The organism is Massilia alkalitolerans DSM 17462 (assembly GCF_000427785.1).
Classification (GTDB): Bacteria; Pseudomonadota; Gammaproteobacteria; order Burkholderiales; family Burkholderiaceae_D; genus Telluria; species Telluria alkalitolerans.
This window is the reverse complement of the sequence record NZ_KE386581.1, coordinates 108,070-121,940: the sequence shown is the minus strand read 5'-3', so window position 1 is coordinate 121,940 and position 13,871 is coordinate 108,070. Positions and strand designations below refer to the sequence as shown.

At 68.7% G+C, this 13,871-nt stretch carries 11 protein-coding genes; 8 read left to right on the top strand and 3 right to left on the bottom strand.

Features of this window, described 5'->3' with window-relative positions; all coding sequences use genetic code 11:
* The 5 genes from YWC_RS0127405 to YWC_RS31275 form a co-directional block, all read left to right on the top strand.
* On the top strand, positions 1-330 hold a 330-nt coding region (locus YWC_RS0127405; protein ID WP_027868181.1), incomplete at its 5' end, for a transposase.
* A 143-nt stretch (positions 331-473) separates the two neighbouring features.
* Positions 474-2,720 (top strand): rhamnogalacturonan lyase family protein, encoded by a 2,247-nt coding sequence (locus tag YWC_RS31285; RefSeq protein WP_084416646.1) that lies wholly within the window; start codon positions 474-476, stop codon positions 2,718-2,720.
* A gap of 26 nt (positions 2,721-2,746) precedes the next feature.
* Positions 2,747-3,274: a PEP-CTERM sorting domain-containing protein gene (locus YWC_RS0127395; RefSeq protein ID WP_169728167.1), complete on the top strand. Its 528-nt coding sequence runs from the start codon at positions 2,747-2,749 to the stop codon at positions 3,272-3,274.
* Complete coding sequence (locus YWC_RS31280; RefSeq protein WP_051306811.1) at positions 3,271-4,632, top strand: acetylxylan esterase; 1,362 nt, start codon at positions 3,271-3,273, stop codon at positions 4,630-4,632. Before YWC_RS0127395 ends, YWC_RS31280 begins: the two co-directional genes overlap by 4 nt.
* 199 nt (positions 4,633-4,831) lie before the next feature.
* Complete coding sequence (locus YWC_RS31275) at positions 4,832-7,582, top strand: glycosyl hydrolase (RefSeq protein WP_156923925.1); 2,751 nt, start codon at positions 4,832-4,834, stop codon at positions 7,580-7,582.
* Between the two features lie 43 nt (positions 7,583-7,625).
* On the opposite strand, the gene YWC_RS0127380 is transcribed toward YWC_RS31275, so the two are convergent.
* Both YWC_RS0127380 and YWC_RS0127375 read right to left on the bottom strand, forming a co-directional pair.
* Positions 7,626-8,450 carry a universal stress protein gene (locus tag YWC_RS0127380; RefSeq protein WP_027868179.1) on the bottom strand — a complete coding sequence of 275 codons (825 nt, stop codon included), beginning with the start codon at positions 8,448-8,450 and terminating at the stop codon, positions 7,626-7,628.
* Between the two features lie 110 nt (positions 8,451-8,560).
* Positions 8,561-9,457, bottom strand: a complete 897-nt coding sequence (locus YWC_RS0127375) for a LysR family transcriptional regulator (protein WP_027868178.1) — start codon at positions 9,455-9,457, stop codon at positions 8,561-8,563.
* Between the two features lie 154 nt (positions 9,458-9,611).
* Between YWC_RS0127375 and YWC_RS0127370 the strand changes: the two genes are divergently transcribed.
* Positions 9,612-10,661, top strand: a complete 1,050-nt coding sequence (locus YWC_RS0127370) for an NAD(P)-dependent alcohol dehydrogenase (RefSeq protein ID WP_027868177.1) — start codon at positions 9,612-9,614, stop codon at positions 10,659-10,661.
* Positions 10,662-10,720: 59 nt separating this feature from the next.
* On the top strand, positions 10,721-11,296 hold the full coding sequence (locus tag YWC_RS0127365; RefSeq protein WP_027868176.1) for a flavin reductase family protein: 576 nt from the start codon (positions 10,721-10,723) through the stop codon (positions 11,294-11,296).
* A 23-nt stretch (positions 11,297-11,319) separates the two neighbouring features.
* On the opposite strand, the gene YWC_RS0127360 is transcribed toward YWC_RS0127365, so the two are convergent.
* Positions 11,320-11,817, bottom strand: a complete 498-nt coding sequence (locus YWC_RS0127360; RefSeq protein WP_027868175.1) for a nuclear transport factor 2 family protein — start codon at positions 11,815-11,817, stop codon at positions 11,320-11,322.
* A gap of 227 nt (positions 11,818-12,044) precedes the next feature.
* Here YWC_RS0127360 and YWC_RS0127355 point away from each other — a divergent pair, with 227 nt between their 5' ends.
* On the top strand, positions 12,045-13,871 hold the full coding sequence (locus YWC_RS0127355) for a PAS domain S-box protein (protein WP_229413220.1): 1,827 nt from the start codon (positions 12,045-12,047) through the stop codon (positions 13,869-13,871).

Genomic DNA, 13,871 nt, shown 5'->3' with positions numbered 1-13,871 from the left:
CTGCACCGGTATCTGCTTCCGGTGCTGGACAGGGATGTCCTGCTGGTCACCGATTCCCATCCTGCCTACAAGGCGTTCGCTCGCACGGCCGCCATCTCGCACGAAGCGGTGAANCTGCGGGCTGGCGAACGCGTGCGCGGCGCCGTCCACGTCCAGAACGTGAATGCCTACCACCGGCGCTTCCGCCAATGGCTTGCCCGCTTCAATGGCGTGGCCTCACGCTATCTGCCCAACTATCTCGGCTGGCAGTGGGCGGTCGACGGACGTCGTATCGGATCGGCGGAGGCGATGCTGCGAATAGCGCTGGGCACGTCCAACACCGAACGGTGACAGCGCCAAAAAATCATCTGGATGAGTCATTGTGGAGGTGGCGATTTTTGCATGGGACAGCGGCTTATGATGCATCGCTGACATCGTTTTCATGTCAGGCAGTCGTAGGCAAAACCCATACCAAATACGCCAACGGAGACAACATGATTTACAAGAAAGCGAGAGCCTCGACCCTCGTGCTCGCATTGCTGGCCGCCGCCGGCAGCGCCAGCGCCGTCATCACCATCCCCGGCAAGCAGATCGAAAACCTGAACCGCGGCGCGGTCGCGATCGCGAGCGCGAACGTGTTCAACCCGGGGGTCTTCGTCAGCTGGCGCCAGCTGGCTACCGACCCCAGCGGCACCAGCTTCAACGTGTACCGCGGCGCGACCAGGCTCAACGCGTCGCCCCTGAATGCACTGAATTTCACCGACCCGAGCGGCACCGCCACCGACAGCTACACCGTGCGCGAGGTGGTGAACGGCGTGGAGCAGCCGGGCAGCCCTGCCGGCGCCACTTGGGCCAGGCCCTACAAGTCGATCCCGGTGCAGGCGCCCCCGAGCGGCGTCACGCCCGCCGGCGAAGCCTATACCTATGAAATCAACGACGGCAGCCCGGCTGACCTGGACGGCGACGGCAGCTACGAGATCATCGTCAAATGGCAGCCGAGCAATGCCAAGGACAACTCGCAGTCGGGCTACACCGGCAACACCTACCTGGATGCCTACAAACTCGACGGCACCCGCATGTGGCGCATCGACTTGGGCAAGAATATCCGCGCCGGCGCCCACTACACCACCTTCGTCGCCTATGACTTCGACGGCGACGGCCAGGCCGAGCTGATGGCGAAGACGGCCGACGGCACGGTCGACGGCCAGGGCGTGGTGATCGGTTCGCCGACTGCCGACCACCGCAACAGCGCCGGCTACGTCCTGGCCGGCCCCGAATTCCTCACCGTGTTCAACGGCCTGACCGGCGCCGCCATGAAGACGGTGAATTACCTGCCGGCGCGCGGCAGCGTGTCGTCCTGGGGCGACAACTACGGCAACCGGGTCGACCGCTTCCTCGGCGGCGTGGCCAACCTCGACGGCAACCGCCCGAGCGCGATCTTCTCGCGCGGCTACTACACGCGCGCCGTGATCGCGGCCTGGGACTGGCGCGACGGCGCCTTGACCAGCCGCTGGGTGTTCGACACCGACGTCGCCGGCAGCGCGGCCAGGGGGCAGGGCGCGCACTGGTTCGCCACCGGCGACGCCAACGGCGACGGCCGCGACGACATCGTCTACGGCGCCGCCACCATCGACAGCTATGGCCAACTGCTGTACACCACCAACCTGGGACATGGCGACGCGCTCCACTTCGGCAAGTTCGACCCGAACCGCGCCGGCCTGCAGGTCTACATGATCCACGAGTCGCCCGCGGCCTACGGCGCCAGCGGCTCCGGCCTGCACGACGCAGCGACCGGTGCGCTGATCTGGGGCGCGAGCGGCTCGAACGCCGACGTCGGCCGCGGCGTCTGCTTCGACGTCGACCCCAACTACCCGGGTGCCGAATGCTGGGCCTCGCGCGGCGGCCACCGCACGGTCACCGGCGCCCTGATCAACAGCACGGCGCCGAGCTCGATGAACTTCGGCGTCTGGTGGGACGGCGACCTGCTGCGCGAACCGATGGGCAGCGTGGCGGTCCAGAAATGGAACCCGGCCACCCGGACCTTCTCCACGCTGCTCGATACCGGCAGCTACGGCGGCACGACCAACAACGGCACCAAGGCCACGCCGGTGCTCACCGCCGACCTGTTCGGCGACTGGCGCGAAGAGATCGTCGTGCGCAACAGCAGCAATACCGAGCTGATGGTGTTCAGCACCGCGATTCCGACCAGCACCCGCATCAACACCCTGATGCACGACCCGCACTACCGCAGCCAGGTGGCGGCGCAGAACGCCGGCTACAACCAGCCGCCGCACACCAGCTTCTACCTCGGCCATGGCGCGACTTCCTTCCCGCAGGCCCCGGTGCACGTGCCCTACGACGGGACCGGGACGGTGCAGGCCGAGACCGCGATCGTCGGCGGCGGCACGGCCGTGAAAAGCGACCGCGGCGGCTACCGCCACCTGGGCTTCCTGAACTTCCCCCTGAACGGCGGCGCCGCGGAGTTCCAGCGCATCAACGGCGGGGCGGGCGGCGCCAAGACCATCACGATCCGCTACGCGAACGGCAACCCGACCCCGCGTACCGGGGTGCTGCGCGTGAACGGTGTGGCGCAGGCGGTCACCTTCCGGGTCACCGGCAGCTGGACCACCTGGAGCACCATGAGCGCCACCGTCAACCTGGCCCCCGGCCAGAACAACACGCTGCGCTTCGAATCGACCGGCCAGGGCCTGGGCAACATCGACGAGCTGATGGTCCCGTAATGAACAACATGCATAAGGTGATCCGGATGAAAAAACTTCACATGCTGTTTGCGCTGTTCCTTGGCCTGCTCTCCCACGCCGCGTGGGCCGCGCCGATCGGCTGGTACGAATACCAGGCGACCTGGCGCGACGGGACTTTCCAGGGCCGCTTCCACTACGACAGCGCGTCGCCGGCGCGCATCACGGCGGTCGAGGGCCTGCTTTCCACGTCGGTCCAGACCACGGCCGTCGACCAGGTCTACTACCTCGACTACGACCAGCCCGCAGACTGGAACTTCCTCGGCAATACCAACCCGGCCGACCCGGGCGGCCATGACGCGGGCTTCTACCTCACGCTGCTCGATCTCGGCGCTTCCTTGACCCTCGACCTGTCCGGCCAGAACGGACTGTATGACTGGAGCAGATTCGAGGAAGCCTACATCGACGACTCGCCCCTGCTGTCGTTCACGCTGCGGGAGGCGAGCGCCGTGCCGGAGCCGGGCAGCGCGATGCTGCTGCTGGGCGGGATGGCGGGCCTGGCCGCGCTGCGCCGCAGGAAGGGCAAGGGCGCATGAGGTCTTGCCGCCCGCTGTCGCTTGCCGCCGGTATCCTGCTGGCGCTCCAGCTGTCCTGGAGCGCCCCGGTCGGCGCCGCCGCACCCTCCGTGGTGCAGGTGGCGCAGGCGGCCTATCCCGAGCTGCCCCTGAAAGTGAGCCTCGACCGTCCGGACTGGACCTACCGCGCGGGCGAGCACGCGATCTTCCGGATCAGTATCGACAAGAAGCCCTATCCGCGCGAGGGCATCCGCATCAAATATCGCCTGGGACCGGACATGCTGGAGGGGCCGGAGCGCAGCGCGGTGGTGCCGGAGGACGGCCTGTTGCTGGCGGCGCCGGGCGGGGACAAGCCGGGATTCGTGCGCTGCATCGTCAGCGCCAGCATCGACGGCAAGGCGGTCGAAGCGGCGGCGACGGCGGCCTTCAGCCCGCTGGAGCTGCGCCCGGTGCAGCTTGAACCCGGGGATTTCGATGCCTTCTGGGCGGCGCAGAAGCGCGAGCTGGCCAAGGTCGAGCCGGCGTTCCGGCTGCTGCCGGCGCCGGCGCTGTCCACGCCGGAGGTCGAGGTGTCCTACCTCAGCTTCCAGAACGTGGGGCCGGGCACGCGCACGACCCGCATGTACGGCGTGCTCTCGGTGCCGCGCGGGGAGGGACCGTTCCCGGCGGTGCTGCAGGTGCCGGGCGCCGGCGTGCGCGGCTACAAGGGCACGCCGGAGCTAGCCGCGAAGGGCTTCATCACGCTGCAGATCGGGATCCACGGCATCCCCGTGGACCTGCCGGCGGAGCTGTACGAGCAGCTCAACTTTGGTGCGCTGGCCGGCTACAACCGCTTCAACCTGGACGACCCGCAGGCCTATTACTACCGCCGGGTCTACCTGGGAACGCTGCGCGCCCTCGACTACCTGGTCCAGCACCCGAAGTGGAACGGCCGCCAGCTCGCCGCCCAGGGCGGCAGCCAGGGCGGCCAGCTGGCGATCATGGCCAGCGCCCTGCATCCGCGCGTGTCGCTGACGATCGCGTCCTACCCGGCTTACAGCGACGTCACCGGCTACCTGCACGAGCGCGCCGGCGGCTGGCCCGGGCTGTTCCGCAAGGACGGCGAGGGCCGCCGGCAGGATCAGCCGGTCGAACCGAAGGCCGCCACCTCAGCCTACTACGACACCGCGAACTTCGCCAAACGCCTGCGCACCCCGGTGCTGTACTACGCCGGCTACAACGATACCGTCACGCCGCCGACCTCGACCTTCGCGGTCTACAACGTGATCCCGACCGCCCGCACCCTGGTGGTCGAGCCGGAGCAGGTGCACCTGACGTCGCAGGCGCACCGCGACATGATCGAACGCTGGCTGCTCGAGCATGCGGCGGGCAAGCGCTGATGGCCGTCCCGCGAAACGATCAAGTCCTTGATTACTTCGCGCCTGGTGGAGGATCGGCTGCCCGTCCTTCGTCTTTATGGATGACGGCCCCGTGCGGCCTGCCGCACGGCCGTCGACTCCATGGGCTTCTTTCGCTTGGAAGATGCTCTTACGCACGGCCCGTCGCGGCCGTGCTTTTTTTTGTCCAGCAGGAACATTCATGAGCAAGTCCTTCGTACACAAGCCCTCCCTCCTTGCCGGCGCCATCGGCGTTCTGGTGGCCTCGCTGTCCTGCGCGGCCGCCGCCCAGGATCCGGTGGTGTTCGACCGCATCGCCGACGTCGCCGCACGCGTGGCATCTCCGCCGCCGGATGCCAGGCCGCTGGTGCGCTGGTGGTGGTTCGGCCCCGCCGTGGTGCCGGCCCAGCTGGAACGCGAGATCGCGGCCATGAAGGCCGGCGGCTTCGGCGGCTTCGAGATCCAGCCGGTCTACCCGATGGAACTCGACGATGCGGCGCGCGGCATCAGGAACGTGCCCTACCTGTCGACGGAGTTCCTGGACGCCGTCTCCTTCGCCAACCGCCAGGGACGCGCGCAGGGCCTGCGCGTGGACATCACGCTCGGCTCGGGCTGGCCCTTCGGCGGGCCGCACGTCAAGATCCAGCACGCCGCGGCGCGCCTGCGCATGGCCAGCATCGAGGTGCCGGCCGGGAGCGGGAGCTTCGCGCTGCCGGCGGTGATGAACGGCGAGCGCCTGCTGGCCACCTTCGTCGCCCCCGGCAATGCCAAACAATACGAGACCGGCAAGCTGCAGCAGATCGGGGTCAGCCCGGATGCCGCCGGCCGCGCCGCGATCGCACCGAGCGCCGGGGAGCGCGTAGTGCTGGCCTACATCGCCAGCCGCACCGGCCAGCAGGTCAAGCGCCCGGCGCTGAACGCCGATGGCTTCGTGCTCGACCACCTCAGCCGCGAGGCGGTCGAACATCACCTCAAGCTTGTGGCCGAGCCCTTGCTGCAGGCCTTCGGCGACACACCGCCCTACGCGGTGTTCTCGGACAGCCTCGAGGTCTACGGCACCGACTGGACCGCCGACTTCGCCGAGGAATTCCGCAAGCGCCGCGGCTACGACATCCTGCCGCACCTGCCGGCGATCTTCCATGGCCAGGGCGAGCACGCGGGCTCGCTCAAGCGCGACTGGGCGCTGACCCAGACGGAACTGGTGAACGAGCGCTACCTCACCCCGATGGATGACTGGGCCAGGGCCCGCAAGACCCTGTTCCGCTCGCAGACGTATGGCTATCCGGCGGTCTCGATGTCGAGCAACCGCCTGGTCGCGCTGCCGGAAGGCGAGGGGCCGGAGCACCGCGCCTTCTCCTTCACCCGCCTGGCGAGCTCCGCCGGCCACCTGTACGGCCGCCCGGTGATCTCGGCCGAGACCTGGACCTGGCTGAATTCGCCAGCCTTCGCGGCCACGCCGCTGGACATGAAGGCCGAGGCCGACCGCATGCTGCTCGAAGGCGTGAACCTGTTCGTCGGCCACGGCTGGCCCTACACCCCGCCCGGGACCCGCGCACCCGGTTATTCCTTCTACGCCGCCGCCGTGTTCAACGACCACAACCCCTGGTGGAACGTGATGCCGGACGTGAATGGCTACCTGACCCGCATGAGCTGGTTGATGCGCCAGGGACAGCCGGCCAATCAGGTCGCGGTGTTCCTGCCCAACGACGACGTGTACGCCAGTTCCGTGCCGGGCAAGGTGTCGCTGTCCGACGGGATGAAACACTACGTGACGCCCGGGCTCACCGAACAGATCCTCGACGCCGGCCACAACCTCGACTACGTCGATGCCGAATCCATCCTCGCGCTCGGCCTGAAGCACCCGGTGCTGGTGCTGCCGCGCGTGAACCGGCTGGCGCCCGAGGTGCTGGACAAGCTGGCCGCCTATGTGCGCGGCGGCGGCAAGATCATCGCGGTGGGCGGCACGCCGTCGATGGCGCCGGGCTACCTTGATGCCGCGCGGATCTCCGCCCAGGTCGCGGCAAGGTCGACAGCCTTGTTCGCTTCCGGTCCGAACGTGGAGGTGGTGGCCGACGATACGGCGCTGGGCGCCGCGCTGGACAAGGCGCTGGCGCCGGACTTCAGGCTGGCGGCGAACGCCGCCCAGGTCGGCTTCGTGCGCCGCAAGCTGGTGGACGCCGACATCTATTTTGTCGCCAACACCGGCAACACGGCGGTGGACACCACGGCCACGCCCGGCGCGCGGCGCGCGCATGCGGCCTGGCTGGACCCGCACAGCGGCAAGTTGACGCGTGCTGCGGCCGGCGGCCCGCTGCCGCTGGCGCTGGCGCCCTATGAGTCGCGCGTGCTGGTGCTGTCCGATACGCCGCTGCCCGCCGCCGAGGCCCCGCGCCCGGGCCAGGCAAGCGTGCTGGCCGACCTCGGGCGCGACTGGCAGCTCGTCTTTCCCGGCAGCGCGGCCAAGCGGTCGATGCCGCAGCTGCGCTCCTGGACGGACGAGGAGGCGACCCGCTACTTCTCCGGCGTGGCGACCTACAGCAAGACCGTCAGGCTGGACGCCGCCCAGCTTGCGGGCCAGCGCGTGCTGCTGGACTTCGGGCCGGGCACGGCGCTGGCGAGCACGCCCAAGGTGCCGGCCGGAATGCGCGCCATGCTGGACAGCCCGGTGCGCGAGGCGGCCGAGGTCTGGGTCAACGGCAAGCGCGCCGGCGCAGTCTGGCATCCGCCGTATCGCGTCGACGTGACGCAATACCTGGCGCCGGGCAGCAACCGCATCGACATCAAGGTGGCGAACCTGGCCCTGAACGCGCTGGCGGGGCAGGCGCTGCCGGATTACCGGCTGTTGTCGGCGCGCTACGGCCAGCGTTTCGTGCCGCAGGACACCCAGCTGATCGCGCCGCGCCCGGCAGGCATCCTCGGGCCGCTCAAGCTGGTCGGGGAAAAGACCCTGTAAGCGGCGGGCTCAGGGCTGGAGTACGTACTGCCCGGGCGCGTCCTCAGTGCGCGAACAGGACCGGCAGCGGCGCGCGGTCGAGCAGCAGGCGGGTCACGCCGCCCAGCACGATCTCCCGGTAGCGGCTGTGGCCGAAGGCGCCGGTCACCAGCAGGCCGGCGCCGCAGGCCCCCGCGACGCCGAGCAGGGCCTCGCCCACCGGGACACTGGTGCGCTCCACCAGCACCTCGACGCGCACCCCGTGGCGCGCCAGGTAGAGCGCCATGTCGGCGCCCGGTTCCTCGCCGTGCAGGCCGGATTCGAGGTCCGGGTTGACCAGCGCCAGGCGCACCGTGCCGGCGCGCGCCAGGAGCGGCATGGCGGCGCCGATCGCGCGGATCGCCTGGGCGCTGCCGTCCCAGCCGACCACCACGCTGTCGGCGATCGGCGCGCCGCCGTAGGAGGGCGGCACCACCAGCACCGGGCGCACGCCGTGCATGGCCAGGTACTGCGGCAGGCCGCGCACGGTGGCGGCGTCGCCGGCGTCCTGGCCGGTCACGACCAGGTCGGCATAGCGCGCCTGCAGCAGCAGGGCGTCGCGGTTCTCGTCCTCGACCAGGCGTTCCTCGACCGAGGCCACGCCGAGCTGGCGGGCGCGCTCGGCGAAGCGCTGCAGGCTTGCCCGCGCCGTGCTGCGCAACGAGTCGAATTCGGCGACCGGCGACACCGCCATCGAGCCGGTGAGCATGGCGTAGGCGGGCCAGGACATGCCGGTGGCGGCGCAGCCCACCAGGTGCGCCTCGTGGCTGCTGGCGAGCCAGGCGGCAGCGCGCAGGCGGGCGTCCAGCAGCGGGCTTTCGTCGACATGGACAATGATGGTCTTGTACACGGCAGCACCTCCTGTGAATACGTCGCGGCAGCGATGACTCTACGCCGAGTGGAGGGCTGCGTCAGACGTGCGGCTGATACAGATCAAATCTTCGTCGAATTCCCCTGTGTTCATGCGCCGCGGTAGCGGATGGCGTCGATGACCAGGCCCAGCGCACGCGAGGAATGGCGCCGGCTCGGGTAGAAGGCGTGCAGGCCGGGAAAGCTCGGGCACCAGTCTTCCATCACGCTCGTCAGGCGGCCGGCCCGGACGTGGCCGGCGACCATGTCCTCGGGCAGGAAGGCCAGGCCGTTGCCGCTCAGTGCGGCATCCAGGTGGTGGCTGACGTCGTTGAAGACGGCCTGGCCGCGCACCCGCGCCTCGATGTCCTCGCCCTTGTGGCGCAGTTCCCAGGCGTAGATGCCGCCGCTGCTGGACAGGCGCAGCGTGATGCAATTGTGCTTCATGAGGTCGGCAACCGAGGCGGGCAGCGGGCGCCGCTCGAAGTAGGCGGGCGCGCCGACGATGCGCATCGGGACGTCGCTCGTGAGGCGCACGGCGATCATGTCCTTGTCGACCTGGTCGCCGTGGCGTACGCCGATGTCGAAGCGCTCGGCGGCGATGTCGACGATGCGGTAGTCGGCACTGAACTCGACGTGCAGGTCGGGGTATTGCGGCAGCAGCGGGGCGATGCGCGGCCACAGGACCTGTTCGATCACGTGGTCGACGGCGGTGATGCGGATGGTGCCCACCGGCTTGTCGCCGAGGTCGCTGATGTCCGCGATTTCGGCCTCGATCTCTTCCAGCCTGGGGGCGACGTTCTGGATCAGGCGCTCGCCCGCCTCGGTGGGGGAGACGCTGCGCGTGGTGCGCTGGAGCAGGCGCACGCCCAGGCGCTGTTCGAGCGAGCGCACGATGTGGCTGAGCGCCGACTGGGTCATGCCCAGCCTGGCCGCGGCGCGGGTGAAGCTGCGTTCGCGCGCGACGGCGAGGAACACGAGGATGTCGTTGATGTTGTCGCGAGCCATCGATAGGGGCATGTGTGGGAATTATGCAAATTTTCTCACGAATCGGGTGGGTCATTCATGACGTGCATTCATAAGCCCATGCAATTTCCAATACGTTTCTTGCGACCGCCAGCCGCTACCATGCTCCCTTTGCAAGAACATGGAAGGATCCAGCATGACTGTCAACGCATACGGCGCCCACGCGGGCGACCAGCCCCTCGGCCCGATCGCCATCACGCGCCGCGCGCCCGGCGCGCACGACGTCGAGATCGACATCGCCTTCTGCGGCGTCTGCCATTCGGACCTGCACCAGGTGCGCGGCGAATGGGCCGGCACGGTCTACCCCTGCGTGCCGGGCCACGAGATCGTCGGGCGGGTGGCCGCCGTCGGCGCCCACGTAGGAGGCTTCGCGGTGGGCGACCTGGTCGGTGTCGGCTGCATGGTCGACAGCTGCCGCAGTTGCCCCGACTGCGACGCGGGCCTGGAAAACTACTGCGACGGCATGGTCGGCACCTACAATGCGCCGACGCCGGACGCGCCCGGCCATACGCTGGGTGGCTATTCCGAGCGCATCGTCGTGAACGAGCGCTACGTGCTGCGCGTGCGCCACGATCCCTCCCAGCTGGCGGCGGTCGCGCCGCTGCTGTGCGCGGGCATCACCACCTGGTCGCCGCTGCGCCACTGGCAGGCCGGCCCCGGCAAGCGGGTGGGCATCGTCGGCATCGGCGGCCTGGGCCACATGGGCATCAAGCTGGCGCGTGCGCTGGGCGCCCACGTGGTGGCCTTCACCACCTCGGAATCGAAGCGCCGGGATGCGGAGGCGCTGGGCGCGCACGAGGTCGTGGTCTCGCGCGATCCGGAAGCCATGGCGGCGCAAGGGAGGCGCCTCGACCTGATCGTGAATACCGTGGCGGCCCCGCACGACCTCGACGCCTACCTCAGCTTGCTGAAGCGCGACGGCACCATGGTGCTGGTCGGCGCGCCTTCCTCGCCGCACCCCTCGCCGCAGGTCTTCAACCTGATCATGAAGCGCCGCGCGCTGGCCGGCTCGATGATCGGCGGGATCCCGGAAACCCAGGAGATGCTGGACTTCTGCGCCGAACACGGCATCGTCGCCGACATCGAGATGATCGAGGCAAGCGAGATCAACGCCGCCTACGAACGCATGCTGGAAGGCAAGGTCAAGTACCGCTTCGTGATCGACAGCGCCACCCTCAAGGCTTGAGGGAAAGCGCTGCTGCGGGCTTCCATGGCAGACTAGGGTTTTGCCGCACTGGAGTCCGCATGAACGAACACATCCTCCCTGTCCCCCTCGAGAAGGCCTACCGGCTGCTCACGCACGGCCCGACCGTGCTGGTGTCGAGCAGCCACGAGGGCGTGGACAACGTCATGGCCGCGGCCTGGGCCTGCGCCCTCGATTTCGCCCCGCCCAAGCTCACCGTGGTGCTCGACAAGTCGACCCGTACCCGCGCCCTGGTCGAGGGCAGCGGCAGCTTCGTGATCCAGCTGCCGACGGTGGCGCAGCTGCGCCTGACCCACGAGGTCGGGAACCGCACGCTCGATGCCGAGCCGGACAAGCTGGCCCAGGCCGGCGTCGTCTTGAAACGCATGGAAGGCGTGGCGGCGCCGCTGGTGGAAGGCTGTTCGGCCTGGCTGGCCTGCCGACTGGTGCCGGAACCGCACAACCAGCAGGCCTACGACCTGTTCATCGGCGAGGTGACGGCCGCCTGGGCCGATGCGCGCGTGTTCCGCGACGGCCACTGGCATTTCGAGACGGCCGATCCCTCCTGGCGCAGCATCCACCACGTCGCCGGCGGCAACTTCTATGCGATCGGCGAAGCGATGCGCGCCGCCGACTGAGGCCGCCGCGCCCTGGGGAAGCACTAGTGCGGGCCGCGGGTATCGGACTTGGCGGGCTGGGCGGCGGTGGTCTTGATCTCGGTGCCCTGGTGCAGCGAGATGCGCCAGCCTTCGGGCTGGCGGGTCCAGACCCGCACGTAGCGGCCGCGCAGCGGCTGGGCCGCGCCGAGGTCGAGGCGGGCGGCGCGGTAGGTGCCGGTGACGATCGCCACGTCCTCATTCACGACCTCGACCTCCATGTCTTCCAGCCCATAATTGCGGATGCGGTACTCGTCGCGCGCCAGTGCCTGCAGGAACTCGGTCTTGGACCGCAGCCTGCCGTTGGTCTCGACGTGGCGATAATTGCCGCCCATGAGGCGGCGCAGCAGCTCGATGTCACGTTCGTTCAGCGCGAGGGCACGCTGGCGCTCGGCTTCACGCACGCCGAGTCTGGCATCGCGCGCGGCGGCGTCGGAGGCGGCGGCGTGGAAGGGCAGCAACAGGCTGGCGAGGCAAAGGAGGACGACGGAAAGAGGGCGCATGGCGGGTCTCGAATCATACTGCTACGACGATGAACGGGCTTTCCTTAGAATAATGTCACAGATTTACCAGAATGCGACACATTGTTGGTACTTGTGACACGTTAATTTTGTGTCGGAAATGCAGTATCTGTTACAGTTCCACCTGGACGGCAGCCACGCCGTCACCTGACCACACGGACGTTATGCCTGCTGCCCCACTGCCTCCAGACGAACTTGACCGGCTGTCGATGCTCGACGCCCTCCACCTGCTCGATACCCCGCCCGAACCCGTCTTCGACCGCGTCACCCGCCTGGCCAGCCGCATGCTGGACGTGCCGATGGCGATGTTCTCGCTGGTCGATGCCGACCGCCAGTGGTTCAAGTCGCGCGTCGGCATGGAAAGCGCGGAGACGCCGCGCGAATACGCCTTCTGCGCCCACGCGATCGGCATGAGCACGCCGCTGGTGGTGCAGGACGCGCTGGAGGACGGGCGCTTCAGCGACAACCCGCTGGTCAACGGCCCGCCCAGGATCCGTTTCTATGCCGGGGTGCCGATCCGCACCACGGCCGGGCTGGCGATCGGCACCTTGTGCGCGCTCGACACCAGACCGCGCACGCTGAGCGAGGACGAGGCCGCGCTGCTGAACGACCTGGCCGCGATCCTGACCAAGGAAGTGCAGTACCGCGAGCGCATGGCGGTGGCGCGCGAGCAGCTGGCGCGTTCCAACGAAGTGCTGGGCGCCAGCGAGGCGCGTTTCCGCAGCGTGTTCGACATCGCCAGCGTGGGCATCGCGCTGGTGGCGCCGGACGGCGGCTGGATCAGCGTCAACAAGGCCCTGTGCGACGTGGTCGGCTACAGCGAGGAAGAGCTGTGGCGCCTCACCTTCCAGCAGATCACCCATCCCGACGACGTCGCGGCCGACCTGGAGCTGCTGCGCGCGATGGAGCGCGGCGAGCTCGACCAGTACCAGCTCGAGAAGCGCTACATCCGCAGGGATGGCAGCACGGTCTGGATCAACCTGGACGTCTCGCCCAAGCGCAATGCCGACGGGCAGGTCGAATACTACGTGTCGGTGATCAAGGACATCGATGCACAGAAGACCGCGCAGGCCGCGCTCACGGCCCTGAACCTCGAGCTCGAGCGGCGGGTCGAGGCGCGCACCGCCGAGCTGCGTGCGCGCGAGGCGGAAATCCGCAGCGTGGTGGAAAACGCCTACGACGCCTATATCAGCCTGGACGAGCAGGGCCTGGTCACGGCCTGGAACCGGCAGGCCGAGGACACCTTCGGCTGGCCGCGCGAAGAGGCCCTGGGCCGCAGCCTGGATGACTTGATCATCCCGGAAGAATACCGCGAGCGCCATCGCCACGGCATGCAGCGCTTCCTCGCGACCCGCTTCGCCAGCGCGGTCGACCAGCGCCTGGAACTGCCGGCGCTGCGGCGCGACGGCAGTGCGCTGACGGTCGAGGTGCGCATCCGCGCGCTCGAATCGAACGGGCGCACGATGTTCAGCGCCTTCCTGCACGACATCACCGAGCGCAAGCATGAACAGGCCCAGCGCGAATACGAGAACCGGCATGACCTGCTCACGGGCCTGTTGAACCGGCGCGCGCTGCTGGAAGCGATTCCCGTGGCCCAGTCGCGCGCCAGCCGCAGCGGCAAGGCGGTCGGCATGCTGTTCATCGACCTGGACGGCTTCAAGGCGGTGAACGATTCGCTCGGCCATGAAGCGGGCGACATATTGCTGCGCGAGATCGCCGGGCGCCTGCGCGCCGGGGTGCGCAAGACCGACAGCGTCTACCGCCTGGCCGGCGACGAGTTCACCGTGCTGCTCGAAGACATGGCCGATACCTTCGACGATGCCCACACCGTGGCCGAAAAGCTGATCTCGAGCATTTCCGAACCGGTGATGCTGCCGGGTCGGGCGATGCGCGTGCGCGCCAGTATCGGCATCTCGCTCGACAGCGGCAAGGCCGTGCGCTCCCCCGACGAGCTCCTGAAGGAAGCCGACCACTTCATGTACCAGGCCAAGAAGGCTGGGCGCGGCCGCGTGTGTTCGGCACGTTCTCCGTACTGA